This is a genomic window from Achromobacter sp. RTa, from assembly GCF_000757485.1.
Taxonomy (GTDB): Bacteria; Pseudomonadota; Gammaproteobacteria; order Burkholderiales; family Burkholderiaceae_B; genus Achromobacter.
Window position 1 is genome coordinate 36,064 of the sequence record NZ_JPYO01000027.1, and the last position, 26,560, is coordinate 62,623.

25 protein-coding genes are annotated in these 26,560 nt (G+C 66.7%); 11 read left to right on the forward strand and 14 right to left on the reverse strand.

Annotated features, from left to right (window positions below):
* Positions 1-40 precede the first annotated feature (40 nt).
* The 4 genes from acs to JL37_RS08275 form a co-directional block, all read right to left on the reverse strand.
* Complete coding sequence (gene acs, locus JL37_RS08260) at positions 41-2,020, reverse strand: acetate--CoA ligase (protein WP_043543259.1); 1,980 nt, start codon at positions 2,018-2,020, stop codon at positions 41-43.
* Between the two features lie 284 nt (positions 2,021-2,304).
* A complete protein-coding gene (locus JL37_RS08265; protein WP_043543824.1) occupies positions 2,305-3,528 on the reverse strand; it encodes an MFS transporter in 1,224 nt (407 codons plus the stop codon).
* A 173-nt stretch (positions 3,529-3,701) separates the two neighbouring features.
* Positions 3,702-4,109: a heme-binding protein gene (locus JL37_RS08270; RefSeq protein WP_043543261.1), complete on the reverse strand. Its 408-nt coding sequence runs from the start codon at positions 4,107-4,109 to the stop codon at positions 3,702-3,704.
* The gene (locus JL37_RS08275) at positions 4,106-5,995 is read right to left on the reverse strand and encodes a propionate--CoA ligase (protein WP_043543263.1); all 1,890 of its coding nucleotides are present in this window, start codon (positions 5,993-5,995) and stop codon (positions 4,106-4,108) included. Before JL37_RS08275 ends, JL37_RS08270 begins: the two co-directional genes overlap by 4 nt.
* 287 nt (positions 5,996-6,282) lie before the next feature.
* On the opposite strand from JL37_RS08275, the gene JL37_RS08280 reads away from it, so the two are divergent.
* Complete coding sequence (locus JL37_RS08280; RefSeq protein ID WP_043543265.1) at positions 6,283-6,942, forward strand: C40 family peptidase; 660 nt, start codon at positions 6,283-6,285, stop codon at positions 6,940-6,942.
* 147 nt (positions 6,943-7,089) lie between these two features.
* On the opposite strand, the gene JL37_RS08285 is transcribed toward JL37_RS08280, so the two are convergent.
* The 4 genes from JL37_RS08285 to JL37_RS08300 all read right to left on the reverse strand — a co-directional run bounded on the left by JL37_RS08285 (position 7,090) and on the right by JL37_RS08300 (position 11,456).
* Complete coding sequence (locus JL37_RS08285) at positions 7,090-7,413, reverse strand: DUF2325 domain-containing protein (protein ID WP_039883953.1); 324 nt, start codon at positions 7,411-7,413, stop codon at positions 7,090-7,092.
* Between the two features lie 193 nt (positions 7,414-7,606).
* Positions 7,607-8,551, reverse strand: coding sequence for a CysB family HTH-type transcriptional regulator (locus tag JL37_RS08290; protein ID WP_043543269.1), 945 nt, complete (start codon positions 8,549-8,551; stop codon positions 7,607-7,609).
* A 94-nt stretch (positions 8,552-8,645) separates the two neighbouring features.
* Entirely contained in the window at positions 8,646-10,139 is a 1,494-nt protein-coding gene (locus tag JL37_RS08295; protein ID WP_043543271.1) for a CoA-acylating methylmalonate-semialdehyde dehydrogenase, read from the reverse strand.
* A 99-nt stretch (positions 10,140-10,238) separates the two neighbouring features.
* The gene (locus JL37_RS08300; RefSeq protein ID WP_043543273.1) at positions 10,239-11,456 is read right to left on the reverse strand and encodes an ABC transporter substrate-binding protein; all 1,218 of its coding nucleotides are present in this window, start codon (positions 11,454-11,456) and stop codon (positions 10,239-10,241) included.
* 205 nt (positions 11,457-11,661) lie between these two features.
* Between JL37_RS08300 and JL37_RS08305 the strand changes: the two genes are divergently transcribed.
* Positions 11,662-12,582 carry a LysR family transcriptional regulator gene (locus JL37_RS08305; protein ID WP_043543275.1) on the forward strand — a complete coding sequence of 307 codons (921 nt, stop codon included), beginning with the start codon at positions 11,662-11,664 and terminating at the stop codon, positions 12,580-12,582.
* A 30-nt stretch (positions 12,583-12,612) separates the two neighbouring features.
* Here JL37_RS08305 and lptF read toward each other — a convergent pair whose 3' ends face one another.
* The gene (lptF, locus tag JL37_RS08310; protein ID WP_043543826.1) at positions 12,613-13,716 is read right to left on the reverse strand and encodes an LPS export ABC transporter permease LptF; all 1,104 of its coding nucleotides are present in this window, start codon (positions 13,714-13,716) and stop codon (positions 12,613-12,615) included.
* 57 nt (positions 13,717-13,773) lie between these two features.
* Between lptF and JL37_RS08315 the strand changes: the two genes are divergently transcribed.
* From JL37_RS08315 to JL37_RS08355, 9 genes are all read left to right on the forward strand, one after another.
* Positions 13,774-15,282 (forward strand): leucyl aminopeptidase, encoded by a 1,509-nt coding sequence (locus JL37_RS08315; protein WP_043543277.1) that lies wholly within the window; start codon positions 13,774-13,776, stop codon positions 15,280-15,282.
* 22 nt (positions 15,283-15,304) lie between these two features.
* Complete coding sequence (locus JL37_RS08320) at positions 15,305-15,769, forward strand: DNA polymerase III subunit chi (protein WP_043543279.1); 465 nt, start codon at positions 15,305-15,307, stop codon at positions 15,767-15,769.
* Positions 15,770-15,825: 56 nt separating this feature from the next.
* Complete coding sequence (locus JL37_RS08325; RefSeq protein ID WP_043543281.1) at positions 15,826-16,200, forward strand: hypothetical protein; 375 nt, start codon at positions 15,826-15,828, stop codon at positions 16,198-16,200.
* Between the two features lie 130 nt (positions 16,201-16,330).
* Complete coding sequence (locus JL37_RS08330; protein ID WP_043543283.1) at positions 16,331-17,041, forward strand: Bax inhibitor-1/YccA family protein; 711 nt, start codon at positions 16,331-16,333, stop codon at positions 17,039-17,041.
* Between the two features lie 83 nt (positions 17,042-17,124).
* Positions 17,125-18,042 (forward strand): aldo/keto reductase, encoded by a 918-nt coding sequence (locus tag JL37_RS08335; protein ID WP_043543284.1) that lies wholly within the window; start codon positions 17,125-17,127, stop codon positions 18,040-18,042.
* A gap of 4 nt (positions 18,043-18,046) precedes the next feature.
* Entirely contained in the window at positions 18,047-19,333 is a 1,287-nt protein-coding gene (locus JL37_RS08340) for an NTP/NDP exchange transporter (protein WP_043543286.1), read from the forward strand.
* Between the two features lie 90 nt (positions 19,334-19,423).
* On the forward strand, positions 19,424-20,392 hold the full coding sequence (locus JL37_RS08345) for a tripartite tricarboxylate transporter substrate binding protein (RefSeq protein ID WP_043543288.1): 969 nt from the start codon (positions 19,424-19,426) through the stop codon (positions 20,390-20,392).
* Between the two features lie 31 nt (positions 20,393-20,423).
* Positions 20,424-21,404 (forward strand): succinylglutamate desuccinylase/aspartoacylase family protein, encoded by a 981-nt coding sequence (locus JL37_RS08350; protein ID WP_043543290.1) that lies wholly within the window; start codon positions 20,424-20,426, stop codon positions 21,402-21,404.
* Positions 21,405-21,410: 6 nt separating this feature from the next.
* Complete coding sequence (locus JL37_RS08355) at positions 21,411-22,508, forward strand: pyridoxal-phosphate dependent enzyme (protein ID WP_043543292.1); 1,098 nt, start codon at positions 21,411-21,413, stop codon at positions 22,506-22,508.
* Here the strand turns inward: JL37_RS08355 and JL37_RS08360 are convergent.
* From JL37_RS08360 to lepB, 5 genes are read right to left on the reverse strand one after another with little or no spacing between them, the layout of a single operon-like run.
* Positions 22,505-23,413, reverse strand: a complete 909-nt coding sequence (locus tag JL37_RS08360) for a LysR family transcriptional regulator (protein WP_043543293.1) — start codon at positions 23,411-23,413, stop codon at positions 22,505-22,507. The genes JL37_RS08355 and JL37_RS08360 overlap by 4 nt on opposite strands.
* A gap of 18 nt (positions 23,414-23,431) precedes the next feature.
* On the reverse strand, positions 23,432-24,019 hold the full coding sequence (gene recO, locus JL37_RS08365; protein ID WP_043543295.1) for a DNA repair protein RecO: 588 nt from the start codon (positions 24,017-24,019) through the stop codon (positions 23,432-23,434).
* Complete coding sequence (gene era, locus JL37_RS08370) at positions 24,012-24,902, reverse strand: GTPase Era (protein WP_043543297.1); 891 nt, start codon at positions 24,900-24,902, stop codon at positions 24,012-24,014. The genes recO and era overlap by 8 nt, the downstream gene beginning before the upstream one ends.
* Positions 24,899-25,660 carry a ribonuclease III gene (rnc, locus tag JL37_RS08375; protein WP_043543299.1) on the reverse strand — a complete coding sequence of 254 codons (762 nt, stop codon included), beginning with the start codon at positions 25,658-25,660 and terminating at the stop codon, positions 24,899-24,901. Before rnc ends, era begins: the two co-directional genes overlap by 4 nt.
* A 2-nt stretch (positions 25,661-25,662) precedes the next feature.
* Entirely contained in the window at positions 25,663-26,547 is an 885-nt protein-coding gene (lepB, locus tag JL37_RS08380; RefSeq protein WP_043543300.1) for a signal peptidase I, read from the reverse strand.
* Positions 26,548-26,560: the final 13 nt, after the last annotated feature.

A 26,560-nucleotide genomic window follows, 5' to 3' on the forward strand; every position in this document is an offset into this window, starting at 1 on the left:
GTCGCGCGGGGAGCGGCCGGACGGCGCCGGCCGGCCACGCTCACAGGGGCTTGGACAGCTGTTCGAGGATGGCGGGATTCTCCAGCGTGGAGACGTCCTGCGTGACTTCCTCGCCCTTGGCGACCACGCGCAGCAGGCGGCGCATGATCTTGCCCGAACGCGTCTTGGGCAGGTTGTCTCCGAAGCGGATGTCCTTGGGCTTGGCGATGGGGCCGATTTCCTTGGCCACCCAGTCGCGCAGCGTCTTGGCGATGGCCTGCGCCTCGTCGCCTTCCGGACGCGTCCGCTTGAGGACCACGAAGGCCACGACGGCCTCGCCCGTGGTGTCGTCCGGACGGCCCACCACCGCGGCTTCGGCCACCATCTCGTGCGCAACCAGCGCCGACTCGACTTCCATCGTGCCCAGGCGGTGGCCCGATACGTTCAGCACGTCGTCGATGCGGCCCATGATCCAGAAATATCCGTCGGCATCGCGCTGCGCGCCGTCGCCCGCCAGGTAGTAGCCGCGCAGCTCGGAGGGGAAATAGCTCTTCTTGAAACGCTCCGGGTCGCCCCAGATGTTGCGGATCATCGCGGGCCACGGCCGCTTGATGACCAGGAAGCCGCCGTTGCCCTGCTCGACGTCGGCGCCGGTCTCGTCGACGATGGCGGCCGCGATGCCCGGCAGCGGCAGGGTGCAGGAACCCGGCTTGGTCGGCGTGGCGCCCGGCAGCGGCGTGATCATGTGGCCGCCGGTCTCGGTCTGCCACCAGGTGTCCACGATGGGGCAGCGCTCGCGGCCCACGTTCTTGTGGTACCACATCCAGGCTTCGGGGTTGATGGGCTCGCCCACCGTGCCGATGATGCGCAGGCTGTCCAGGTCGTACTTCATCGGATGCGCTTCGGGCGAGGCCTCGGCCGCCTTGATCAGCGAACGGATCGCGGTGGGCGCGGTATAGAACGTGGTGACCTTGTGGCGGGCGATCATGTCCCAGAAACGGCCGGCGTTCGGGTAGGTCGGCACGCCTTCGAAGACCACCTGCGTCAGGCCGGCGGCCAGCGGGCCGTAGGTAATGTAGGTATGCCCGGTGACCCAGCCCACGTCGGCCGTGCACCAGTAGACGTCGTCCTTGCGGGCGTCGAAGGTCCATTTCACCGTCAGCAGCGCCCACAGCAGGTACCCCGCCGACGAATGCTGCACGCCCTTGGGCTTGCCGGTGGAGCCAGAGGTGTAGAGGATGAAGAGCGGATGCTCGGCGTTGACCGGCACCGGCTCGCAGGTATCGGCCTGCCCGGCCTCGACGTCATGCATCCAGAGGTCGCGGCCTTCGTTCCATTGCACCTTGCCGCCGGTGCGGCGGTACACGATGACCTTGGAAACGGCATCGCAGCCGCCCATCGTGAAGGCCTCTTCCACTGCAGGTTTGAGGGGAATGGTCTTGCCGCCGCGCACTTGCTCGTCGGCGGTGATGACCAGCGAAGCGCCCACGTCCATGATGCGTTCCTGCAGGCTCTTGGCCGAGAAGCCGCCGAACACCACCGAATGCGTCACGCCCAGGCGCGCGCAGGCCTGCATGGCCACCACGGCTTCGATCGACATGGGCATGTAGATGATGGCGCGGTCGCCCTTCTTGTAGCCCAGCGCGGCGATGCCGTTGGCGAAGCGGCACACGCGCGCCAGCAGTTCGCGGTAGGTCACCTTGTCGACCTTGCCATCGTCGGACTCGAAGATGATGGCGGTCTTGTCGGCGTTGCCGTTGGTCAGGTGCACGTCCAGGCAATTGGCCGAAACGTTGAGTTCGCCGTCGCCGAACCAGCGGTAGAACGGAGCGTCGGACTCATCGAGGACCTGCGTGAACGGCTTGGTCCACTGCAGGTTGTCGCGGGCCTGGCCGGCCCAGAATCCGTCGAAATCGTTCTCGACCTGCGCGCACAGCGCGTTATAGGCTTCCATGCTGGGAATGGCGGCACCCTGCGCCGCGCGTTCGGGCGGCGGAAAAACACGGGTTTCCACCAGGACGGACTCAATAGCGTTCGACATGATTTTTGTCTCCAATCGGTGATTCTGTTGTTTATGCCGCTTTTTCATTACCCACTTGCAACCGTATCGCCACGCTCTTACGGGCACCTTACGCAAAATGCGGGCCAGAGCCCGCAAGGGCGCAGGAGCTCGGAGCTCCGGCAATGCCGGCCTCGGGCCCAGTGGGCCGGAAGGCATACATATAGCGGCATGCACAAGCAAACAACGCACCGGCGCCGCATCGGAAAAGCGGCGCCGCTGGGCAGACCATAAGGATAGCAGCCGCCGCGGCGCTTTCGCGAGACTCAGGCGGCCCGCCGGGCCAGGCCGCGCTTCATGTCGACCCGCGACAGCAGGATGAGGCCGCCGACGAAGAACAGGCCGGTCACCAGGATCGCCAGCCGGTGGTTGCCGTGAGTGGCCCAGGTCACCAGGCCATAGGTCAGCGGGCCGATCACGGCGGCCAGTTGCACCGCGAAGGTCCATAGCGAGAAAAACTCGGCCAGGCGGCCCGCGGGCGCGAGGGCGCCTGTCATGGCCCGCCCTGCGCTCTGGGTGGTGCCCATGCACAGCCCAGCCAGCGTTGCGGCCACCCAGAACACCGGCGCCGTCACGGCCGAATAAGCCACCAGCACCATAACGATCCAGCCGACCAGCGTCATTGCCAGCGCGGGCTTGTGGCCGATGCGGTCCTGCACGTAGCCGAACGAGAACGCGCCGGCCGCCGCGCCGATGTTCACGGTGAACACCAGCAACATGATCTGGGGAGTGGTGAAGCCCATGACCTCCGAGGCATACACGGCCGCCAGCGTGATCACCACGGAAATCCCGGCCTGGTAGCAGGCGATGCACATGAGCAGCCGGCGGAACTCCGGAAAATGCAGCCCCGTTTCACGCCAGGCGTAGGCCAGACGCTTGAGCATGTGCAGCGCCTCGGGCTGTCCGGCTTGCGGTTTCGCGCGCTCGCGCAGCAGGAAGAAGGATGGCAGCGCCGCCAGCGCGAATACGGCGCACGTGACGACAATGACCCAGGGGACGAAATGCTCGGCGGTCGCGCCTCGCGCCTCGGCCAGCGTCACCACCACCAGCGACAATCCCAGGGTGAGCATGCCGCCGCAATAGCCGAAGCTCCAGCCCCAGCCCGACACCCGCCCCAGCGCGGAGGGCTTGGCAAGCTCGGGCAGGAAGGCGGCCACCACGGACTCGCCCACGCAATAGCAGTAGTTCGATATGACGATGGCGGCCAGCGCGAGCCAGACGTCTCCGGGCCCCGCCTGCGTCAGCACCAGGGTGGCCGCGACGCATCCCACCGTGCTGGCGTAGAGCAGCCGGCGCTTGCCCGCGCTCGCGTCGGCGCGGGCGCCCAGCGTGGGCATGGTGAGCATGATGAGCAGATAGGACAGCGACAGCGCCGCGGTCCAGGCGAGCGTGGCCCACGGAGCGCGTCCGCCCACCACGCCGACGAAATAGGTGCTGAACACCGCCGTAAGGATCACGGTGGTGTAGCCGGAATTGGCGAAGTCGTACATGGCCCAGGCCCAGACTTCGCGCTTGGCCACGCCCGGATTCAGGGGGCTGTCGCCCCCCGGTCCGGCGTTGAGTCCGGAAGCGCCGGCCGGCGCTTCCGGCGGCACGCCCTGGCCTACCGGACTGCCTTCGTGCTGCGCACGCCGGTATTCGCCCTCGGGGCGGCCCTGCGAGCTCATAGGCCCAGCGCGGCGATACCTGCCTGGGCGATCTGCACGTCTTCGGTCGATTTCACGCCCGAGACGCCGACCGCGCCAACCACGTGGCCGTTCGCCACGACCGGCACGCCGCCTTCCAGCAGGCCGTCGATCAACGGGGCAGACAGGAACGAATAGCGGCCGTTGTTGATCATTTCTTCGTAGACGCGCGATTCGCGGCGGCCCAGCGCGGCGGTCTTGGCCTTCGCGGGAGCGATATGCGCCGAGATCGGAGCCGCGTCGTCCAGGCGCAGCATGCCCAGCAGGTGGCCGCCGTCGTCGACCACGGCGATGGTGACGGCCCATTTGTTCTGCAGGGCGTGTGCCTCGGCCGCGGCCAACACTTTCTTGACGTCTTCGGCGCTCAGCACGGGTTTGGTATTCATTGCAGCGACTCCTTGATCTGTTCCAGGGCGGTTGGGTCTTCTATGGTGGTCAGATCCCCGGGGTCGCGTCCTTCGCATACCGCGACGATCGCGCGGCGCAGCACCTTGCCGGAACGGGTCTTGGGCAGCGCGCCCACGAACCGGATCCGGGCGGGCCTGGCCACCGCTCCCAGCTGATCCTCCACCAGCCGCATGATATCGCCTTCCAGCTGCTTTGCCCCTTCTTCGGTCTCCGCCCCCGCGGGATTCTTGAGCACGGCGAACGCCATGGCCACCTGCCCCTTGAGCGCGTCCGCCACGCCCACGACCGCGCATTCGGCGACCAGGCCGTGGCTGTTGACCGATTCCTCGATCTCGCGCGTGCCCAGCCTGTGGCCCGCCACATTGATCACGTCGTCCGTGCGCCCCAGGATGAACCAGTAGCCATCGGCGTCCACCAGCCCCCAGTCGAACGTGGAATACACCTGGCGTCCGGGAATGGACGTGAAGTAGGTCTGCACGAAGCGTTCGTCGTCGCCCCAGATGGTCGACATCGAGCCGGGCGGCAGCGGCGGCACGATGGCCACCACGCCCTTCTGGTCCGGGCCCAGGTCCTCGCCCGTGGATTCGCTGACGATGCGCGCGTCGAAGCCGTACACGGGGAAGGACGGGCTGCCGTAGCGGGTGGGCACTTGCTCCACGCCCGGTTGGGCCGAGAGTATGGGCCAGCCGGATTCCGTCTGCCAGTAGTTGTCGATGATAGGCTTGCCCAGCCCGCTGGAAATCCATTGCGCCGTGGGCTCGTCCAGGGGCTCGCCCGCCAGGTACACCGCGCGCAGCGAGGACAGGTCGTGCTGCCTGAGAAGCGCCGGGTCCTGCCGCTTGAGCACCCGCACCGCGGTCGGCGCCGAAAACAGGGTGTTGACGCCGAACTGCTCGACGAGCTTCCACAGGATCGCGCCGTCCGGGCGCACCGGCGTGCCTTCGTACAGCACCGTCGCCTGCCCGCCGATCAGCGGACCGTAGACGATGTAGGAATGGCCCACCACCCAGCCGATGTCGCTGGTGCAGAAGTACGTGTCGCCCGCCTTCCCGTTGAAGATGTATTCCATGGACGACGCCAGCGCCACGGCGTAACCGCCCGTGTCGCGCTGCACGCCCTTGGGCCGGCCCGTGGTGCCCGAGGTATAGAGGATATAGCTGGGTTCGGACGACTCCAGCCACTCTACCGGCACCCGCGCGCCACGGTGGCGCTCCCGCAGGGTGGCGTAATCCAGGTCGCGCCCCGCCACGGGTTCGAAGGGGGCCAGTCCCCGGTCGAACACCACGACCGAGGCCGGCGGCGTCTTGGCCAGGGCCAGCGCCCGGTCCAGCAGCGGCTTGTATGGCACGACCTTGCCCGCGCGCGAGCCGCCGTCGGTGCACACCACGACCTTGGGCGCCGCGTCGTCGATGCGCTGCGCAAGGTTGACCGAGGCGAACCCGCCGAACACCACGGAATGCACGGCGCCGATCCGGGCACAGGCAAGCATCGTGAACACCGCCTCCGGCACCATCGGCATGTAAAGCAGCACCCGGTCGCCGCGCCCCACGCCCAGCTCCTTGAGCATGGCGGCGGCCGCATTGACCTCTTCGAAGACGTCCTGCCGTGTGTAGACGTGCTCGCGGTCCACTTCGGTGGACACCCAGATCAGGGCCGGCGCGTCGGCCTGCGTCGGCAGCCAGCGATCGACGGCGTTGTAGCAAAGATTGGTCCGCCCGCCCGTGAACCATTTGGCGAACGGCGGACGGGAAAAGTCCAGCACAGACTCGAACGGCGTTTCCCAATGAATGCGGCCCGCCTCTTCCCGCCAGAAAGCATCGCGATCATGCACCGAGCGGTAATGGAAATCCCGGGTTTTTTGCATTTATGTCTCCTGTTATCGTTCGTAAGCCTTATGGCTGATTGCTTTCTTTTCGAATCTTTCGGTCATTTTGGTTGGCCAACCTTGCACGAGGCTTGCCGCAAGTCAAAAAGTTCCGCCAAGCGTCCACGCTGCATGGACATTTAAGCCGGTAACGTAACGAACCGGTCTTGAAAGTTTGGTAGAATCCCCGCGAAGTTGTACAAAAATGTTGATTTTGCTGACATTTCAGCCCGATTCACGGCGAATTCCGTGCTTTTGGCCGTTGTCCGCAGATCATCCCCAGGCGAATGCATCGACACTCCACCCGCGCGCTACAGATTTCATCCTCTGCCCAGGCAACACGCGGTCTGCGTTTGCTGGCGCTGGTTGCGTGCGTGGCGGGTCTGGCAGGTTGTGCCGGCACGAACCCAAAGTCAACCGCCCATACGTCGGAGATCGACCCCTACGAAACGGAGTGGGTCGCCACCGCCGATGACCCCATCGGCATGCTGGTGGTGCACAAGTTCAAGCGCGAGCGCCAAAAGGCCCACTCGGGCGTGAGCAGCGACAACGCCATGGTAAGCGAAGCCCTGAACCAACTGGGCATCCGCTACCGCTTTGGCGGCAATTCCCCCGATACCGGCTTCGATTGCAGCGGGCTGGTCACCTACACCGCCGAACGTTCGCTGGGCCTGAAGCTGCCCCGCGTCGCGGCCGAGATGGCTCGTCAGGGCGTCGCCGTCGACAAGAACGAGCTGAAGGCCGGCGACCTGGTCTTCTTCAACACGCTGGGCCGCCGCTATTCGCACGTGGGCATCTACCTGGGCGATGACCGCTTCGTGCACTCGCCCAGCGCCGGCGGCGTGGTCCGCGTCGAAAACATGACCATGGCCTACTGGGCCAAGCGCTACAACGGCGCCCGCCGCCTCGACAACAATCTCATGGCCTCCGCGCGCGCGGCCAACTGAGCCCCGCCCCGCTTCCCGTACAGAACAAGCAAAACGCCGCCGGACTTTCCAGTCCGGCGGCGTTTTCGTTTCTCTTCGCGGCTTGCGTGCCGCGGGCCGTTTTGGCCTCCCCAGTGTTCTCTCGCGGCCGCGGCAGGCGGCCGGCGCTTAATGCACCGTGCCCGCGCGGGAGCACAGGCCGCATTGCTGCAGCGCCTGCTGCATGCTGCATACCGAGCGGCGACAAGCCACGACCCGGATGCCGCCGCGCTGCGCCGCGTTGCGGAAGGTCTTCATGACGTTATGGCCCAGGAAATCGGTCAGCAGGATGACCAGCTGGGTGCCCGACGGCAGTTGCAGCGTCTTCTTTTGATGCGAAGGATCGCGCCCGCTGATGTGGTGCGTGATCGAAATATTGTGTCCTTTGAGAAGATCGGGAATGTTGCCGAGGCGGTCGGCGCCCACTACCACTGCACTGAGTCCTGCCGTCATGATGAACCTCGCTGGGTCGTTGAGACTGGATGTAATGATAATGATTCCTATTTTTTAGTCAACACAAATGAGAGCCATTCTTATTTAATTATTTTTATGAGCCCCCAAAAGGGGATAGCGAGATCCGGAGAGGGCAAGAAAAAAGCGCGGGCCGGAAGGCGCCGCGCTTCTTGCTTTCGGGGGGACGAACCGCCTACTTGGGCGTGCCCTGCACCGCTTCCGTGACCACCGCACGGCTCAGGGACGGCGCCAGCATTTCCAGGAAGGTGTAGACGTAGTCGCGCAGGAACACGCCGGCCTTCACGCCGACGCGGGTCGTATGCGTGCCGAACAGATGGCCCACGGGCAACCCCACCAGGTTCGAGTCGCGCCGCGGATCGTAGGCCACGCCGGCAATGATGCCGATGCCCAGGCCCACATCGACGTAGGTCTTGATCACGTCGGCGTCGATGGCTTCCAGCACGATGTCCGGATGGATGCCCTGGTTCGCGAAGATCTCGTCTATGGTGCTGCGGCCCGTGAAGGCGCGGTCATAGGTCACGATGGGGAATTCGGCCAGTTGCGCGAGCGACAGGCGCTTGGCGGCGCTGGACGTCAGCTCGGCGAGCGGATGGTCCGGGCGCACCACCACGGTGTGCTCCCAGGCATAGACCGGCAAGGTGGCAAGGCCCGGCGTCAGGGCCAGGGATTCCGTCGCCAGCGCAAGATCGGCCTGCTCGTGCAGGACCATCTCCGCCAGTTGCGCGGGGCTGCCTTCGGCCAGGGACAGGTGCACCTTGGGAAATTGCTTGCGGAACGCAGGGATGACCCGCGGCAGCAGGTAGCGCGCCTGGGTGTGGGTGCATGCGATCACCAGGCCGCCCTCGTCGCGCCGGGCGAACTCGTCGCTGACCTTCTTGAGGTTGTCCACTTCGCGCATGATGCGATCGATGACCTGCGACACCGCCAGGCCGGGCTTGGTCAGCCCTTTGATGCGTTTTCCATGCCGTTCGAAGATCTTGATGCCCAGTTCGTCTTCGAACTCGATGATTGCCTTGGACACTCCCGGCTGGGAGGTGTAGAGCATCCGGGCGGCTTCGGTCAGATTGAAGTCGCGCCGGATGGTTTCCCGCACGAAACGAAATTGCTGCAGGTTCATGAATTGGCCCCTGATAGACGGACCAATTATAAGTAATAAGGACGCCTTGCTATATCACTTATTCGTATAAGCTTAGGAGCAAGACGTCCCTCTTTCAGCGCATCGTAATCGTGGTGTTCACGCTCTTGGCGTGCGCCGACCAGCGCGCGGTGACCGTCTTGGTCTGCGTCCAGAACTGCACCGCCTGCTTGCCGTTGGGGCCCAGGTCGCCCAGCTTGGACCCGCGCGAGCCGGTGAAGCTGAACCAGGCCACGGGCACCGGGATCGGCACGTTGATGCCCACCTGCCCCACGTCGATGTTGTTCTGGAAGTAGCGGGCCGCGCCGCCGTCCTGGGTGAAGATCGCGACGCCGTTGCCGTTGGGGTTGCGGTTGATGAACTCCACCGCGTCCTCCAGCGTTTCGGCGCCCACCACGCACAGGACCGGCCCGAAGACCTCTTCGGTGTAGATCGTCATGCTTTCGGTGACGCCGTCGAAGATCGTCGGGCCCACGAAGTTGCCCTGCTCGAAGCCCGGCACTTTCAGGTCGCGACCGTCCAGCAGCAGTTTCGCGCCCTCGTCCACGCCCTTCTGGATCAGGCCCTCGACGCGCTTCTTGGCGTTGGGCGACACCAGGGGGCCCAGGTCGGCGGCGCGGTCTGTGCCGGCGTTGACCTTGAGTTTCTTGGCGCGTTCGACGAAGTCGGGCAGCCAGTTGCGCGCTTCGCCGACCAGCACGGCCACGGACGAGGCCATGCAGCGTTGGCCGGCCGCGCCGAAGGCGGCGCCCAGCAATTGGTTCAGCGCGACTTCGGGATCGGCGTCCGGCAGCACCACGCAGTGGTTCTTGGCGCCCATCATGGATTGGCAGCGCTTGCCCGCGGCCGAGGCGCGGTTGTAGATCTCGGTGCCCACGCGGGTCGAACCGATGAACGAAACCGCCTTGATGTCAGGATGCTCGCAGATACCGTTGGCGGTTTCCGGGCCACCGTGCACGACGTTCAGCACGCCCGGGGGCAGGCCGGCTTCCAGGGCCAGCTGGGCCAGGAACAGCGAGGACGTCGGGTCCTGTTCGGAGGGCTTGAGCACGAAGGTGTTGCCGCAGGCCACGGCGATGGGGAACATGAAGCAAGGCAGCATCACGGGGAAATTGAACGCGGTAATGCCCGCGCACACGCCCAGCGGCTGGATCAGCGTGTAGACGTCGATGCCCGAAGCGGCATTTTCGGCGTACTCGCCCAACTGCAGGTTGGCGATCGAGCAAGCGTGCTCGACCACTTCCAGCCCGCGGCCGACTTCGCCCTCGGCGTCCGGCAACGTTTTGCCGTGTTCGCGGGTGATCATTTCGGCCAGCTTGCCGGTATTGGCGCGCAACAGCTCCTGGAACTTCAGCATGACGCGCATCCGCATGCCCTGCCCGCTGTTGCGCCAGGTCTTGAAGGCCTCCTTGGCGTTGGAGACGGCCAGGTCCAGTTCTTCGCGGGTGGCGAAGGGAACCTTGGCGACGACCTCCTGGGTGGCGGGATTGATCACGTCTCGCCATTCGGTGGTTTTGGACTGCACTAGCTTGCCGCCGATCAATAGCGGAACGCGCGGGACTTCACTCATTTGATGCTCCTCACACTGCGTAGTCGATGCGGAGGGAACTCCGCGTTCATGGATCTTGCGGCGCGGCGCGGGCATCGGGCCGGCGCCGCGCGCATGGCCTTATTTCTTCACCAGCGGGCAGGTGGAATCGGCCAGGGGCTGGAAAGCCTCGGCGGCCGGAATGGTGGCCACCAGCTTGGAATAGTCCCAGCCGCCCTTGGACTCCGTCGGCTTCTTCACTTCATACAGGTACATATCGTGGATCACGCGGCCGTCCGGACGGATCGAGGCATTGCGCATGATCGGATCCTTGATGGGCAGCTCGCGCATCTTGTCGGCCACCACCTTGCCGTCCGTGCTGCCGGACGCCGCCACGGAGCGCAGGTAGTGCAGCACGCTGGAATACACGCCGGCCTGGGTCATGGTGGGCTTCAAGCCGCGGAAGGCCTTCTCGAAGCGCGCGGACCACTGGCGGGTGGTGTCGTCGTAATCCCAGTAGAAGCCGTCCACGTACGACAGGCCCTGGGCGTTGTCCAGGCCGAGCGCGCGCAGGTCGGACAGGAAGATCAGCAGCGACACCAGACGCTGGCCGCCCGCCACGATGCCGAACTCGCGCGCCTGCTTCACGGCATTGACGGTGTCCTGGCCGCCATTGGCCAGCGCCACCACCTGCGCCTTGGAGCTCTGGGCCTGCAACAGGTAAGAAGCGAAGTCCGGCGCGTTCAGCGGATGACGCACGCTGCCCGCCACCGTGCCGCCCAAGGCCTTCACGGCCTTGGCCGTGTCGGCCTCCAGAGAGTGGCCGAAGGCATAGTCCACGGTGATGAAGAACCAGGACTTGCCGCCCGCCCGCACCGTGGCCTTGGCACCGCCCGCGGACTGCGAATACGTGTCGAACATCCAGTGGAAGCCGACGGGCGAGCATTCCTTGTTGGTCAGCGCCGTCGTGGCCGGCCCGGAAAACATCACCACCTTGTTCTTTTCGCGCGCGATGCCCTGCACCGCCAGCGCCACGGCGGAGTTGGTCAGGTCGGCGATGGCGGTGACCCCGTCGCGGTCGAACCATTCACGCGCCTTGGCCGCGCCCACGTCCGCCTTGTTCTGGTTGTCCGCGGACACCAGATCGATCTTCATTCCCTTGCACTCCGCGGCCAGGCAATCATCGATCGCCAACTGCGCCGCCGCTACCGAACCCGCTCCCCCCATGCCGGCGTAGGTGCCGGACATGTCCGTCAGAATGCCGATCTTCACTGGCGGCTTGTCCGCCGCGTGCGCCTGGGCAACCAGGGCGGCGCCCAGACACAAACCTACGGCCAGCCCGCGTGCGTGCAATTTCATGGATTTGTCTCCTGAGTTTTATGCGTTATGGCGCCGTCTTTGCGGCCTGCGATCCCATGGAGCGTCGCCCCAGGGTCTGCCAACCCAGTGTAGATGTGTGAAAATCAACAAGCAACACCAGAAATGCACATTCCTTGTGCATAAATAAACAATAGGATTTCGCGTCCGCCGCGCGCTGCGCCGCAGACGCCTGGAGCGCCGGATCGTGCTTGATTGGGACAGCCTGCGGTATTTCCTGGAAGTGGCCCGCACGCAGCGGGTCAGCGCGGCGGCGCGCAAGCTCGGGGTGGAACACACGACGGTGTCGCGGCGCATCCGCGCCCTGGAGGCCGAACTGGAAACGCTGCTGTTCGAGAAGTCGCGCAGCGCCGGATTCATGCTGACGGAAGACGGCCAGCGCCTCTTCGTCCATGCCGAGCAGATGGAAAGCACGGTGCATTCCGCCCGCGAGAACCTGTCTGGCATCGGCCAGGCGTTATCGGGCCACCTGCGCATCGGCGCCACCGAGGGTTTCGGCAGCTACGTGCTGACTCCGCTGGCCGCGGACTTCCAGCGGCGCTATCCGCACATCACGCTGGACATCCTGCCGGTGCCGCGCTTCGTCAGCCTGTCCAAGCGCGAGGCCGACCTGGCCATCACCATCGAACGCCCTCAGCGCGGCCCCTATGTGTGCAGCAAGCTGTGCGACTACACGCTGCGCCTGTACGGCACGCCCGGCTACCTCGCCCGCCACCCGCCGATCCGGGCGCGCGCGGACCTGGCGGATCATTCCTTCATCGGCTATGTGGACGAGCTCCTGTTCAGCGAGCGCCTGCGCTACCTGGAGGACCTGCTGCCCGCCAGCAAAGTGGTGCTGCGCAGTACCAGCGTGGTCGCGCAGTACCACGCCGCGCTGCAGGGCCAGTCTCTGGCGATCCTGCCCTGCTTCATCGCCGCGCAGGATCCGCGGCTGACGCCGGTGCTGGAAAACGAGGTGGAGATCACGCGCTCGTTCTGGATGTATTGCCACGAAGACCTGCGCAAGCTCAAGCGCGTGACGGCCCTGTGGGAATTCATCCGCAAGTCGGTGCTGAAGAATGCCGGCCTGCTGGCCGGCAGGCGCGGCACGATGCAGTACCTGCCCTGACGGCCGGGGCCTGGGCCCCGGGGACCGGGCCTAGGCGTTATTGCGGGGCGCCTTCACGCGCAACCGCCGCATCAGCAGGAACACCGTCAACAGGGCCACCGCGCCATGGATGGCCCACACGCCCACGCCGAAGCTGAGCTTGCCGCTGGAAATCCAGGCGCGCGACAGGTTGATCAGGTTCATATAGAGCAGGCCCACCAGGCCGGCGATGAGGAGGTCGCCCGAGCGCCCCAGGCGGGGGTTCACCGCCCCGAGGGGGATCGCAAGCAGGGCGAGGTTCAACGCGGCCAGAGGCAGCGAGATGCGCCACATCACCTGCGACCAGCTGCTGTCGGTGTTGTCCGCCATCAGTTGCGAGGTGGTGCGCGCCTTGGACGACCGCTCCGCCGCGGCGCGGGCCTCGGCCACCGGATCGCCGCCCGACTTGCTTTCCAGGCGCAGCCCGTACTTGTCGAAATGCACCAGGCGGAGCTCGGGCGTGCCGGGCTTCAGGTCGTAGCGGTGCCCCTCGCCCAGCACCAGGAAGCGGTCGCCGTTGGGCAGGGTTTCGCTGTGCGCCTTGCTGGCGGTCAGCACGCTCAGCCATTCGGGCCCGGTTTCGCGCGCGAACACGTTGCCCAATTCGTCGTTGGCGTCGAGAGGATCCTCGGCGAAGAACACCCGGCTGCCTCCGGACGATTCCGCGAACTGCCCCGCCGTGACCTTGGACAGGTCAGAGCGTTGCTCGAAACGTTCGTGGTATTCGCCGATCTGGCGGTACGCCCATGGCGCGGCCACCAGCGTCAGCCCAGCCACGGCGATCGCGACGGGAATGGCCACGCGCAGCACGGGCTTCAGCCAATCGGCCAGGGACAGGCCGCTGGCGAACCACACCACCATTTCGGATTCGCGGTAGTTGCGCGTGACGGTGGTCAGGACCGCGATGAATACCGAGACCGCCAGAACGGTCGGCAAGGCGGTGATGGTCGACAGCGCGGCCAGCACCAGCACGACGTCCGCTCCGATGTTGCCTCCGGCGGCTTCGCCGAGCAAGCGCACGAGCAGCACGCTGAGCCACACGACGAGCAACGTGGAAAAGACAACGCCAGCGTGACTGACGATCTCGCTGACGACAGAGCGTTTAAATAGAGACATGGGAGAATATGCGGGATAATCGACCGCATCATACACAGACGCACACGGGAAACCCTCATGGAATTTAGCACACAGACCACCGCTTCCCTGCACCAAGTCAAAACCGCCGCCCTGGCCGTCGGGGTGTACGCGGAAGGCGTGTTGAGCCCCGCAGCAGACCTCATCGACCGCGCCTCCAACGGCGCCGTGCGTTCGGTGGTCAAGGCCGAGTTCCGCGGCCGCGCCGGCTCCACCCTGACGCTGCGCAATCTGCCCGGCGTGACCGCGCAGCGCGTGGTGCTGGTGGGCCTGGGCAAACAGGAGGAATACTCGGCCCGCGCCCACGCCTCGGCCGAACAGGCCTTCGCCTCGGCCTGCGTCGTCGCCCAACTCACCGAAGGCGTGTCCACGCTGGCCGCCAACCCCATCGCCGACGTGGCCATCGCCGCCCGCGCCCGCAGCGCGGCCATCGCTGCCGGCAACGCCGTCTATCACTACGACGCCAGCTTCGGCAAGCCCGACCGCGACGCCCGCCCCAAGCTCAAGAAGATCGTCCAGGTCGTCGAGCGCTCCGATGCCGCCCAGGCCCAGAAAGGCCTGCGCGAAGGCAGCGCCATCGCCAACGGCATGGACCTGACCCGCACCCTGGGCAACCTGCCCGGCAACATCTGCACCCCCACCTACCTGGGCGAGACCGCCAAGCGCCTGGCCCGCGAATTCAAGTCGCTGAAGGTCGAGGTGCTGGACCGCAAGCAGGTCGAAGCGCTGGGCATGGGCTCGTTCCTGTCGGTCGCCCGGGGCTCCGAGGAAGCGCTGCGCTTCATCGTGCTGCGCCACGCCGGCAACAAGGCCGCCAAGAAGAGCGCGAAGTCGGCTCCGGGCCCCATCGTGCTGGTCGGCAAGGGCATCACCTTCGACGCGGGCGGCATTTCGCTCAAGCCCGCCGCCACCATGGACGAAATGAAGTACGACATGTGCGGCGCCGCCAGTGTGCTGGGCTCGTTCCGCGCGCTGGCCGAACTTGAGCTCCCGCTGGACGTGGTCGGCCTGATCCCCGCTTGCGAAAACCTGCCCAGCGGCAAGGCCAACAAGCCGGGCGACGTCGTCACCAGCATGGCCGGCCTGACCATCGAAATCCTGAACACGGATGCCGAGGGCCGCCTGGTCCTGTGCGACGCCCTGACCTACGCGGAGCGCTTCAAGCCGTCCGCCGTCATCGACATCGCCACGCTGACCGGCGCTTGCGTGGTCGCCCTGGGCAACGTCAACAGCGGCCTGTTCTCCAAGGACGACGGCCTGGCCGACGCGCTGGCCGCCGCCGGCCGCGCGTCGCTGGACACCGCATGGCGCATGCCCATGGACGACGCCTACCAGGAACAGCTGAAGTCCAATTTCGCCGACCTCGCCAACATCGGCGGCCCCCCAGCCGGCGCGGTCACGGCGGCCTGCTTCCTGTCGCGCTTCGCCACGGCCTATCCCTGGGCCCACCTGGACATCGCCGGCACGGCCTGGCGCGGCGGCAAGGACAAGGGCGCCACGGGCCGCCCCGTGCCGCTGCTGATGCAGTACCTGCTGGACCAGGCGTGAAGCGCCTGGAACGGTGCCCGGCATGACGCGCATCGACTTCGCCTTCGGCGCGCCGGACCGCCTGCGCATGGCCTGCCAAGTCGTGCGCAAGCGATTCCTGGCGGGCCAGCGGCTGGTGGTGTACTGTAAAGACGGTAGCCGGCTGGCCGCGTTCGACCGCATGCTGTGGGCGTTCGACGACACGTCCTTCGTGCCCCACGTGCTGGCCAACGATCCGCTGGCGGCGGACACGCCCGTGGTGCTGACCGCGGGCGATCCGCAGCAGGCTGCGGCGGCGGCAAGCCAGGGCGGGCATCCCGCCCCCTCCTGGCTGCTGAACCTGGACAATGACTGCCCTCCCGGGTTCGAGGCCTTCGAGCGGCTGCTCGAAATCGTCTCCGACGATCCCGATGACAAGCAGGCCGCCCGCCAGCGCTGGCGCGCCTACCAGGGCGCCGGCCACGCGCCGCACAGCCACGACCTCAGCCGCCAGCAGCCGGACGGCTGACCGCCATGCGGGCGCCCCCCCCGGCCGCCGCGCGATCCAGACCTTCGGGAGCCACCATGCCTTCTCGCCTCAACGACCCCGGCATCCCTACCTTGACCCAACGGGCCGAGCCCACCTTCCATGCGCCCTCGACCGGAGGCGGCGTGCAGGCGCCGGTGCTGACGGAGCTGGCCGACGAGGCCGCGCAGGCGTATGGCGACGACGCCTTCCCGCTGCTGACCGATGTGGCGGAATCCGCGGAGGCCCCCGCCGGCGCGCCCGCGTCCGCCGCCCTGCCCGACGCGGCCGTCGTCAGCGCCCGCCTGCAGGCCGAAGTGGAGCAGCTCACGCGGGAGGCCCTGGCGGACGCCATCGAGCAGATCCAGGCCCGCATGGACGCCGAGCTTCCGGGCATCGTCGCCCGCGTCCTGCGGGATGTCAGGCCGGGATGAACCCTCGGGAACCCACGCCCGGCATCCGGTCTAATTCTTGGCAAAACTGGATTCTTCAGGGAACTGTAAGGTATCCTTCCCATCTAAGCCTTCTAGGCAACCATTACTCTGCCGCACACAGGAGTTCTCCATGAACGAATATCGTCCGTCCCCTTTTAACCGTTCCGGCGCGATTGCCGGCGCGCCGGGCGAGGTCGCGCGCAACAAGGTCCTGCGCAACACCTATTGGCTTCTGGCGCTCTCGCTGATCCCCACCGTGCTCGGCGCCGCCGTCGGCCTGTACACCGGCATCAATACCGTCATGGGCGCCAGCCCCGGCCTGTCCGCGATCGTGTTCCTGGTGGGCGCGTTCGGCATGATGTTCGCCATCGAAAAGAACAAGAACAATTCGCTGGGCGTCGTCCTGCTGCTGGCCTTCACTTTCTTCATGGGCATCATGCTGTCGCGCCTGCTCGGCTTCGTCATGGGCATGAGCAACGGCTCGCAGCTGGTCATGACGGCCTTCGGCGGCACCGCGATCGTGTTCGGCACGATGGCCACGCTGGCCTCGACCATCAAGCGCGATCTCTCGGGGATGCAGAAATTCCTGTTCATCGGCGCGGTCGTGATCCTGGTGGCGGCCCTGGCCAACATCTTCCTGCAGCTGCCGGCGCTGATGCTGACCATTTCGGTCCTGGCCATCGTCATCTTCTCGGCCTTCATGCTGGTCGACCTCCAGCGCGTGGTCAACGGCGGCGAAACCAACTACGTGTCCGCCACGCTGGCCATCTACCTGGACGTCTACAACGTCTTCTCGAACCTGCTGATGCTGCTGGGCATCTTCGGCGGCAACCGCGAGTAATCGCCAACAGCCAGAACTGCTCCAAGGGCCTACATTCTCATGTAGGCCCTTTTTTTTCCTAGGCATCTTCGACTCCTGCCGCCATGCCAGACCGCCGCCGCTTCCTTCAGACCGCCGCCGGCGCCGCCCTGATCGGCTCCTCGCGGACGGCCCGCGCCCTCAGCCAGCAGCCTCCGATGCTTGCGCGCGCCATCCCCGCGTCCGGCGAGGCGCTGCCCGTCATCGGCCTGGGCACGGCGGACACCTTCAACGTGGATCCGGGCGATGCCGCCGCCATGGCGCCGCTGGCCCAGGTCCTGGAAACATTCCAGCGGGCGGGCGGCAGCCTCATTGATACCGCGCCCAGCTATGGCCAGGCGGAAGCCGTCACCGGCGCGCTGCTGGACCGTGCCCCGGGCCTGCGGGGCCGGACCTTCCTGGCCACCAAGATCAGCACGCAGGGCCACGAATCGGCCATGCGCCAGATCCGCCAATCCCAGAAGGCTCTCGGCAGCGACAAGCTCGACCTGATCCAGGTGCACAACCTGATCGACACCGTCAACCAGCTGGCGCTGCTGCGCGACCTGAAACGCCAGGGCATCATCCGCTACGTGGGCATTACGCACTATGCGGACCATGCCCACGACGAGCTGACGGCGCTGGTCGAGCGCGAACGGCCCGATTTCCTGCAGGTCAACCTGTCGGTCGGCGCCCGCAATGCGGAAAAGCGCCTGCTGCCCGCATGCCAGGCCAACGGCGTCGCGGTGCTGATCAACCGCCCCTTCCAGGACGGAGCGCTGTTTCGCCAGGTCAGGGGCATGGCGCTGCCGGCCCTGGCGGCTGAGATCGATTGCACGTCGTGGGCGCAGCTTTTCCTGAAATTCATCATCGGCCATTCCGCGGTCACGGCGGTCATCCCCGCCACCTCCAAGCCGGCCAACATGGCGGACAACGCCCGGGCCGGGTTCGGCCGGCAACCCGACGCCGCCATGCGGGACCGCATCGCCGCCCTGCTGGCCTGACGCCATGGCGGCCGCGCACACCCTGCGGGGCCGGGCGGCGCAAGCGCTGGGCATACACGACGACGAACTGGCCCCGGCGGCCTGCGGCTTCGCCTTTTTCTTCTTTCTCTTCTGCGGCTATTTCATGCTGCGCCCCATCCGCGAAACGATGGGCATACAGGCGGGCGTCGACCAGTTGCAATGGCTGTTCACCGCCACCTTCGTCGCCATGCTGGCCGTCGTGCCGCTGTTCGGCTGGCTGTCCGCCCGCGTGCCGCGCGCCACGCTGATCACCTGGGTCTATGCCATCTTCGCCCTCACCATGGCCGGGTTCGCGGTCCTGCTCCACCTGCGGCCCGGCAGCGTCTGGGCCGCGCGCGCCTTCTACGTCTGGCTGTCGGTGTTCAATCTGTTCGTCGTCTCCATCGCCTGGAGCCTGATGGCCGACGTATTCCGGATGGATTCCGCCAAGCGTCTCTTCGCCCTGATCGCCGCGGGCGCCAGCGCGGGCGGGCTGTCGGGCCCGCTCTTGGGCGGCCTGCTGGCCGGCGCCCTGGGCCCGGCCGGCCTGCTGCTCCTGTCCGCGCTGCTGCTGGCCGCCACGCTGCCGCTCAAGCGATGGCTGCTGCGATGGCGCGCAGCGGGCCGGGAAGACACCTCTCCGGACGATATGGAGCGCCCCATCGAGGGCTCCGTCCTGGCCGGCATATCGCGCATCTTCCAGTCGCCCTACCTGATGGGGATCTCGCTGCTGGTGATTCTGCTGGCCACGCTAAGCACGTTCCTGTACATGGAGCAGGCACGGCTCGTCGCCCATGCTTTTCCCGACACGGCGCAACGCATACGGGTCTTCAGCACGCTGGATTTCGCGGTGCAGGCGCTGTCGCTGCTGTCCCAGGTCTTCATCACCGGCCGGGTCGCCGCGCGGCTGGGCCTGCGCTTCCTGCTGACCGCAGTGCCCCTGGCGGTGGCGGCCGGTTTCCTGGCCCTGGCGGCCTTTCCGGTTTTCGGCGTACTGGCCGCGGCCATGGTCGTGCGCCGCGTCGGCGAGTATGCGCTGATCAAGCCGGGGCGCGAGATGCTGTTTACCGCGGTTCCGCCCGAAGACAAGTACAAGACCAAAAACGTCATCGACACGGTGGTCTACCGCGCGGGCGACGCGGCCAGCGGCTGGGTCAAGGCGGGCGTGGACATGCTGGGCCACGGCGCGGCGCTGATCGCCGTGCTGGGGGCCGCCTGCGCATTGGGCGCCGCCGCGGTGGGCTACGGGCTGGGGCGGCGAGCCGACCGGCGCAAGCCTGGCAATCATTAGATTTTACTGAACACTCATATCACTGGACCAAACATATTCCCTGGGCCGCCGCCGCACAATGGCACCGCTCTCAACGCCTGGGGAATCGTCATGAACCGCTCCGCCACCGCCTGCCTTGCCGCCCTGTCGCTTTGCCTGGCCGCGCCCCTCGCGCTGGCCGACTACCCGGAACGCGCGATCACGCTGATCGTGCCCGCCGCCGCGGGCGGCAACGCCGACATCACGGCACGCCTCATCGGCCAGGAAATGAGCCGCCAGCTGGGCCAGCCCGTGGTCGTGGAGAACCGTGTCGGCGCGGGCGGACGGATCGGCACGCAGGCCGTGGTGCGGGCCGCGCCGGACGGTTACACCATCGGCTACGCGCACGTCGGCACGCTGGTGCTGCACCGGTTCCTGTTCAAGCAGCAGCTATACGACCTGGACCGCGACATCGCGCCGATCGGCCTCGTGGCCGAAACGCCCAACGTCATCGTGGTGAATGCGTCCTCGCCCTATCGCGATCTGAAGGGCTTCATCGACGCCACCCGCGCCCAGCCCGAGCGCCTGACGATGACCTCGGCGGACCCGGGCACGACCAGCGAAGTCGGCGTGAAGCTGTTCATCGCCCAGACCGGCGCCGCCGTGCGCCAGATTCCGTACAAGGCCACGGCCGCGCAATTGTCGGACCTGCTCGGGGGCCACGTCGATTCCATGATGGAAAACCTGCCGCCCCTGATCGGCAATCTGAAGGACGGCCGGCTGCGCGCCCTGGCGGTCACCACCAAAACCCGCGCCGCCTCCAACCCCGACGTGCCGACCGTGGCCGAACAGGGCTATCCCGATTACGAGCAATCGGCATGGAGCGCGCTGGTCGCGCCCGCCGGCACGCCGCCCGCCGTCATCGCGCGGCTGAACTCGGCCATGAACCAGGCCTTGCGCTCGGACGGTGTGGCCAAGGAACTGCGCAGCCGTTCCCAGGAGCCCTTGGGCGGCACGCCGCAAGACGTACAGACCCAGATTCGCAAGGAGCTGCCCAAATGGGAAGGCATCATCAAGGCCGCCGGCACGACGCTGGATTGACCTCAGCCCGAACACGCCAAGGAGCGGCGGCATGGCCACGGTAAGCCGCGAGGACTTCAGCTGCGCCGCCGCCACCAATGAGTCGGCCTACCGGCGCGTCACCGTGCCGGTATTGAAGATAGAAGCGGGGCCGGGACCGGCCGTCGCCCTGATGGCGGGCGTGCACGGCGACGAATGGGAAGGCCAGGCCGCCATCCTGGCGCTTTGGCATCATTTGCCGGGCATCCTGCAGCGCGGCACGGTATACCTGCTGCCGGCTGTCAATGCCGAAGCCTCGCTCGCCGGCACGCGGCTATCCCCTTCCGACGGCGGCAATCTCAATCGCGCCTTCCTGGGCCAGCCTGCGCGCGGCTATACGGAAAGCGTCGCGGCCGCGCTGGAAGCCCGCCTGCTGCCGCGCATACAGGCGCTGGTGGATGTGCACAGCGGCGGCGCCTCGCTGCGCTACCTTCCCTCCTCCGTGATCACCCGCTATGGCGACGATCCCTACGACGCGCGGCTGCCCGGCTTGGCCCGCGCCTTCGGGCTGCCGCAATGCATCTACTTCCGCGGCAGCGAGGCGGGCTCCATGCCTGCCGCCGCCAGCCGCCATGGCGTACTGCGCCTGAGCGCGGAAATCGGCGGCGGCCGGGAGACGAGCGGCAGCCTGGTCGAACGCTGCCGCGATGGCCTGCTGGGCTGCCTCGGCGAACTGGGGCTGCTGCCGGGCCGGCCCTTGCCGCGCAATCCCGAGATCCGGCTCTACGATCTCGACGCGCCGGCCGCCACCCTGCGCGCCCGCGAGCCCGGCGTATTCATCCCGGGCGTTGAACTGGGACAGTCGGTCACGGCCCATCAGCGCATCGGCCAGATGATCGAACCCGCCCGCCCCGACATGCCCGTCCGCGCCCTGGTCAGTCCGCAAGCCGGCACCGTGGTGTGCCTGCGCGCCATCGCCCGCAGCGGCGACGGCGACTGCCTGATCCAGATCGCGCCCGCCCTCCCCCTGGATTCCCTTTCGTCAAGGTATTGAAGAACCATGCAGATGAACCCGAGATTGTCCGGCCTTCGTTGCATCCGCTGCGACAGCCTTTGGCCCCCCGCCGACTATCCCGAGGGCTGCCCCAGCTGCCTGGAGGCCGGCCATCCCGCTTCCCTGGAGTGCTGCTACGAGCCGTCCGCGGCCCCCTCCATCCCGCTGCCGGTGCTGGATCCCGTGACGCTGGGCGAAGGCGCCACTCCCTGCCTCGCCGCGCCCGCTCTGGCGCAGGCGGAAGGCGTCGGCCAGCTCTGGCTCAAGTGCGAAGGCGCCAATCCCACGGGCAGCCACAAGGACCGCATGGCGGCCCAGCTGGTATCGCGCGCGCGCCTTGCCGGCGCCACGCGCCTAGCCGCGGCATCGAGCGGCAATGCGGGCGTATCGCTGGCCGCGTATTGCGCGGCCGCCCGCCTGGACGCCGACATCGCGATCATGCGCGATTGCCCGCCTCTCCAGCGCGAGGCCATGCAACGCTTCGGCGCCAGGCTGCGCGCCTTCGAGGACAGCCTCAGCCGCTGGCCCTACGTCGCGGACCTGTGCCGCAACCATGGCGCGTTCGCCGGCACCAACTATCTGAATCCTCCCGTGGGCACGCACGCCTATGGCGTGGAAGGCTACAAGCCCATCGCCCAGGAAATCCTCGATGCCTGCGGCGTTCCGACCGACATCGTCGTGCCCGTGGCGCGCGGCGACCTGTTCTGGGGAATTTTCCTGGGCTGGCAGCACCTGCTGCAAGCCGGGCTCATCGATCGCCTGCCCCGCATGCATGCGGTGGAGCCCTATGCCCGCCTGTCGCGCGCCCGCGCGACAGGCGACGCTCGCAAGACCTGGGAGGGCGTGACGGATCAGTATTCGATCGCGGGCAGCACCTGCACGCTGCAATCGCTGGAGGTCCTGTCGCGCTCGGGCGGCTCGCCTGTGGAGATATCCGACGCCGCCGCCGCCCAGGCTCAGCAGCGCCTGGAGCGCGTCGGGCTCGCCACCGAGCTCTCTTCCGCCGCCGCGCTGGCCGCCGTGTCCCGGCTCCGGCGCTCGGGCCTTGTGGATGCCGAATCGTCCGTCGTACTGCTGCTTACCTCGGATGGGCGCCGCGGCTAGACGCCAAAGCGTTCCACGAGCGGCGCCAGGGCGCCGCGCAGGCAGGTGGCCCAGAATTTCCCCGCCTCGGACAAGGGGCGGCTGCCATGCAGGATCATGTGGCATTCGAAATGCACGGACGCGGCCAGCGGCCGGTAACGCAACCCCACCGCCTCCATGCCGACCGCGGTCGCGGGGTTGGCGATGCCCACCCCATGGCCCGCCAACGCCAACTGGCACACGGTGCTAGAGTACGGCGTCTCGATGGCTATCTTCAGGCGCTGTCCCGCCTGGGCCAACAAGGCGTCCAGGCGCTTGCGCGAGCCGTCCTCGGCATTGAGCGCGATCACATCGGCCTCGGCCAGATGAGAGAACTCCACGCATTCCAGGCGCGCCAGCGGATGGTTCTTGGGAAAAACCGCCACCGCCCGCAGGCTGGCGAGCCGATGGCCGCGCAGCCCTTCCAGCTCCGATTCGTCGGCGACCGCGGCCAGGTCCAGCTCGCCCGACACCACCATGTCGCGCAGGGTATTGGAATCCCGGATCTGCAGATACAGCGCCGTATCGGGATAACGCTCGCGGAAACGGGAGATGGCGTCGCTGATGACCGCGCCGCTATAGGCGTGGATGCAGCCGATGCGCAGCCTCGGCTGCGCGGCGCCGCGGATCGCCCGGATCTTGCGCCCCAGGCTTTCCAACCCGACATTCAGCCGGCGGATTTCCTCGTAAAGCAGCGTCGCCTCCGGCGTGCGCTGCATGCGCTGGCGCACGCGCTCGAACAGCCGCAACTCGATGCTGGCCTCCAGCGCGGCCAGCGTTGCGCTGACGGTGGCAGGCGAAACGTCCAGCCGCCGGGCCGCCGCGGTGACGCTTTCCGTCTCGTAGACGGTGCGGAAGGTCTCGACCTGCTTTAGCGTGAAGGTCATGGCCGGGGCGCAATGCGCTCAGATGCGTTGCAGATCCAGCAACACGCGCCGGGTCGACAAGGGGCGGCCCGCCAGGATTTCGGCCAGCCGTTCACGCAGATCGCGGCGCAGGGCCGGCTCGATGGCCGGATCGTCGAAATCGGGCGGCTCCTCGTCCACGCCGTAGCCGGTCTCGCGCAGCAGCGTCCATTCGAATCGGCGCAGCGCGCCGGCCGCGCGGGTGCCGCCCGACAGCTGTTGCAAGGCGAAGTCGTAGGCGTCGAACAGCAGCGGGTGGGCGTCTTCGCGAGGCAGCAGCCGCAGCAGCAGCTCGTTCATGTACCAGGCCGACATCAGCGCGGTGCCGGTCAGCGGGCGGATGCCCGCGATTTCGGCCCGCGTCAGCGTCTTGACTTCGCCATTGCCCGTCCAGGACAGCAGCAGGGGCTGGAAGGCGGACAGCACGGGCCGCAGCACGGAGTACGGGCGCTTGGCGCCCTTGGCGACCATGGCTACACAGCCGTGGTCGCGGGAGAAAGTCTGAACGATAAGGGAAGTCTCACGCCACGCAGTGGCGTGCAGCATGTATCCCGGGCGATCCTGGACGCGGGGCGCCCGTCTACTCATAGCCCAGATCGCGGAGCGCACCCTCGCGGTCGGACCAGCCCTTGCGCACCTTGATGTAGACCTCCAGGTGCACCGGCTTGTCCAGCAGCTTGGCAATGTCCTGCCGCGCCTCCGTGGCGATGCGCTTCATGTGCATGCCGCCCGTGCCCAATAGGATCGGCTTGTGGCTGTCGCGTTCAACCACCACGCAGGCATTGATGCTGGCGCCCTTGTTGGTCTCTTCCCATTGCTCGATGACCACGGTGCAACCGTAGGGCAGCTCGTCGCCGACCAGGCGGAAGATCTTCTCGCGCACCAGCTCGGCCGCGATGAAGCGCATGGGGCGGTCGGTCAGCGTATCTTCCTCGAACATCGGCTCGCCTTCCGACAAGCGGGACGCGATTTCTTCCAACAGCTGATCCAGTTGCTGGTTCTTGGTGGCGCTGACGGGCACGACGGCGCCGAATGGGTGCAGCGCCATGATCTTGGACACGAAAGCGAACAGGTCGTCTCGGTTCTTGAGGGCGTCGATCTTGGAAATGGCCAGGATGGTGCGCTCGGCCGACGGCAGCAGCGGCAGCAGCTTGGCGTCGCCTTCGGACCATTTGCCCGCCTCGACCACGTGCACCACCACGTCCACGTCGGCCAGGGCCTGCGTGACCACGCGGTTCATCATGCGGTTCATGGCGCCGCCATGGCGCGTCTGGAACCCGGGGGTGTCGACGAATACGAACTGCTCGTGCTCGCGCGTCAGCACGCCATGGATGCGATGGCGCGTGGTCTGCGCCTTGCGCGACACGATGGAAATCTTGGAACCGATCAGGGCGTTGGTCAGCGTGGACTTGCCCACGTTGGGACGGCCTACGATGGCAACGAAGCCGGTGCGGAAAGGGGTATCGCTCATTTAGTCTCTTGGGCCACTGCCACGGGCAGCGACAATTGCGCGGTCTTGCGCGCTTTGCCCGACTTGCGGGCGGCCTTGGTGGCCGGGCTGACGGCCAAAGCGGCCTCCAGCGCCAGCTTGGCCGCCGATTGCTCGGCGGCGCGGCGGCTGGCGCCAGCGGCCATTACCTTGATTTCGAGCGCCGGAATGGCGCATTCGACTTCGAACTGCTGGCTGTGAGCCGCGCCGTGCGTGGCCACCACCGTGTATTGCGGCAGCGCCATCTTGCGGCCCTGCAGGAATTCCTGCAGCAGCGTCTTGGCATCCTTGCCGAGGGTTTTGGGATCGACGGACGCCAGCACCGGCTGGTACTGGCGCACGATCACGCGGCGGGCGGCATCGAAGCCTGCGTCCAGGAAGACGGCGCCGAACAACGCCTCGACCGTGTCCGCCAGGATGGAGGGGCGGCGAAAGCCGCCGCTCTTCAATTCGCCTTCGCCCAGGCGCAGGTACTGCGACAGCTCCAGGCGCTGGGCGATGTCCGCCAACGAGGCCTGCTTGACCAGATTGGCGCGCAGGCGCGACAGGTCGCCTTCATCGATCTTGGAATAGCGCTCGAACAGCATCGCCGCGACGACGAAGTTCAGCACGGAATCCCCAAGGAATTCCAATCGCTCGTTGTGGCGCGAACCGTGACTGCGATGCGTCAGCGCCTGTTCGAGCAGGGCCGGATCACCGAAGTGGTGCTCCAGGCGGTTTTCTAGCGTGGCTAGCGACATAATCAGTTGAACCGGCCGATGCGGCTGAGATCGCTGAAGTTCATCCAGATGAAGAAGGCGCGCCCGACGATATTGGATTCCGGAACAAAGCCCCAGTACCGGCTGTCCGCGCTGTTGTCCCGATTATCGCCCATTGCGAAGAATTGGCCTTCGGGTACTTTGCAGCGTACCCCATTGCGGCTGTATTGGCAGTTCCCGCGGTTGGGAAATTGCCACATCGGCGCGTATTCCTGAGGTTTGTTCTCATCCAGCAGGATTTTGTGCTCAACTTCACCCAATTTCTCCTTATATTGCGCAATATAAGAGACACGATCGGGTTCGAAATAGTCGCCGTCGCGCACATGCGGCACCAATTCGCCGTTGACGTACAGTTTTTTGTCCAGGTAGGCGATCTCGTCCCCGGGCAGGCCGACCACCCGCTTGATGTAGTCGACGTCCGGATCCACGGGGTAGCGGAAGACGAAAACATCGCCGCGCTGGGGCTGGCCCACCTCGATGATCTTCTTGTCGATGACCGGCAGGCGCAGGCCGTAGCTGAACTTGTTCACCAGGATCAGGTCGCCCGATTGCAGGGTCGGCAGCATGGAGCCCGACGGGATGCGGAAGGGCTCCACCACGAACGAACGCAGCAGGAACACGAAAAGAATCACGGGGAAGAAGCTGACCGCGTATTCGATCCACCAAGGCACGCGGCGTGCTGCATCGCCCGCCTCGCGGCGCAGCCGTTCGGCCTCCTGGGCGTCTCCGACCAGCGCCGCATCGTATTGCGCCATTGCGGCCTGGGCCCGGCGCTCGCGGCCTCGGCGCAACACTGCCAGATCAAGCACCCAGATAATGCCGGTCAGCACCAGCAACACAAACAGGATCAGGGCAAAGTTCCAACTCATCAGCTAACCGCCT

What these genes read in the sequence shown, in the direction of transcription:
- acs (WP_043543259.1), bottom strand. Translation starts at nt 2,020, where the DNA reads ATGTCGAACGCTATTGAGTCCGTCCTGGTGGAAACCCGTGTTTTTCCG.
- JL37_RS08265 (WP_043543824.1), bottom strand. Translation starts at nt 3,528, where the DNA reads ATGTACGACTTCGCCAATTCCGGCTACACCACCGTGATCCTTACGGCG.
- JL37_RS08270 (WP_043543261.1), bottom strand. Translation starts at nt 4,109, where the DNA reads ATGAATACCAAACCCGTGCTGAGCGCCGAAGACGTCAAGAAAGTGTTG.
- JL37_RS08275 (WP_043543263.1), bottom strand. Translation starts at nt 5,995, where the DNA reads ATGCAAAAAACCCGGGATTTCCATTACCGCTCGGTGCATGATCGCGAT.
- JL37_RS08280 (WP_043543265.1), top strand. Translation starts at nt 6,283, where the DNA reads ATGCATCGACACTCCACCCGCGCGCTACAGATTTCATCCTCTGCCCAG.
- JL37_RS08285 (WP_039883953.1), bottom strand. Translation starts at nt 7,413, where the DNA reads ATGACGGCAGGACTCAGTGCAGTGGTAGTGGGCGCCGACCGCCTCGGC.
- JL37_RS08290 (WP_043543269.1), bottom strand. Translation starts at nt 8,551, where the DNA reads ATGAACCTGCAGCAATTTCGTTTCGTGCGGGAAACCATCCGGCGCGAC.
- JL37_RS08295 (WP_043543271.1), bottom strand. Translation starts at nt 10,139, where the DNA reads ATGAGTGAAGTCCCGCGCGTTCCGCTATTGATCGGCGGCAAGCTAGTG.
- JL37_RS08300 (WP_043543273.1), bottom strand. Translation starts at nt 11,456, where the DNA reads ATGAAATTGCACGCACGCGGGCTGGCCGTAGGTTTGTGTCTGGGCGCC.
- lptF (WP_043543826.1), bottom strand. Translation starts at nt 13,716, where the DNA reads ATGTCTCTATTTAAACGCTCTGTCGTCAGCGAGATCGTCAGTCACGCT.
- JL37_RS08315 (WP_043543277.1), top strand. Translation starts at nt 13,774, where the DNA reads ATGGAATTTAGCACACAGACCACCGCTTCCCTGCACCAAGTCAAAACC.
- JL37_RS08320 (WP_043543279.1), top strand. Translation starts at nt 15,305, where the DNA reads ATGACGCGCATCGACTTCGCCTTCGGCGCGCCGGACCGCCTGCGCATG.
- JL37_RS08325 (WP_043543281.1), top strand. Translation starts at nt 15,826, where the DNA reads ATGCCTTCTCGCCTCAACGACCCCGGCATCCCTACCTTGACCCAACGG.
- JL37_RS08330 (WP_043543283.1), top strand. Translation starts at nt 16,331, where the DNA reads ATGAACGAATATCGTCCGTCCCCTTTTAACCGTTCCGGCGCGATTGCC.
- JL37_RS08335 (WP_043543284.1), top strand. Translation starts at nt 17,125, where the DNA reads ATGCCAGACCGCCGCCGCTTCCTTCAGACCGCCGCCGGCGCCGCCCTG.
- JL37_RS08340 (WP_043543286.1), top strand. Translation starts at nt 18,047, where the DNA reads ATGGCGGCCGCGCACACCCTGCGGGGCCGGGCGGCGCAAGCGCTGGGC.
- JL37_RS08345 (WP_043543288.1), top strand. Translation starts at nt 19,424, where the DNA reads ATGAACCGCTCCGCCACCGCCTGCCTTGCCGCCCTGTCGCTTTGCCTG.
- JL37_RS08350 (WP_043543290.1), top strand. Translation starts at nt 20,424, where the DNA reads ATGGCCACGGTAAGCCGCGAGGACTTCAGCTGCGCCGCCGCCACCAAT.
- JL37_RS08355 (WP_043543292.1), top strand. Translation starts at nt 21,411, where the DNA reads ATGCAGATGAACCCGAGATTGTCCGGCCTTCGTTGCATCCGCTGCGAC.
- JL37_RS08360 (WP_043543293.1), bottom strand. Translation starts at nt 23,413, where the DNA reads ATGACCTTCACGCTAAAGCAGGTCGAGACCTTCCGCACCGTCTACGAG.
- recO (WP_043543295.1), bottom strand. Translation starts at nt 24,019, where the DNA reads ATGAGTAGACGGGCGCCCCGCGTCCAGGATCGCCCGGGATACATGCTG.
- era (WP_043543297.1), bottom strand. Translation starts at nt 24,902, where the DNA reads ATGAGCGATACCCCTTTCCGCACCGGCTTCGTTGCCATCGTAGGCCGT.
- rnc (WP_043543299.1), bottom strand. Translation starts at nt 25,660, where the DNA reads ATGTCGCTAGCCACGCTAGAAAACCGCCTGGAGCACCACTTCGGTGAT.
- lepB (WP_043543300.1), bottom strand. Translation starts at nt 26,547, where the DNA reads ATGAGTTGGAACTTTGCCCTGATCCTGTTTGTGTTGCTGGTGCTGACC.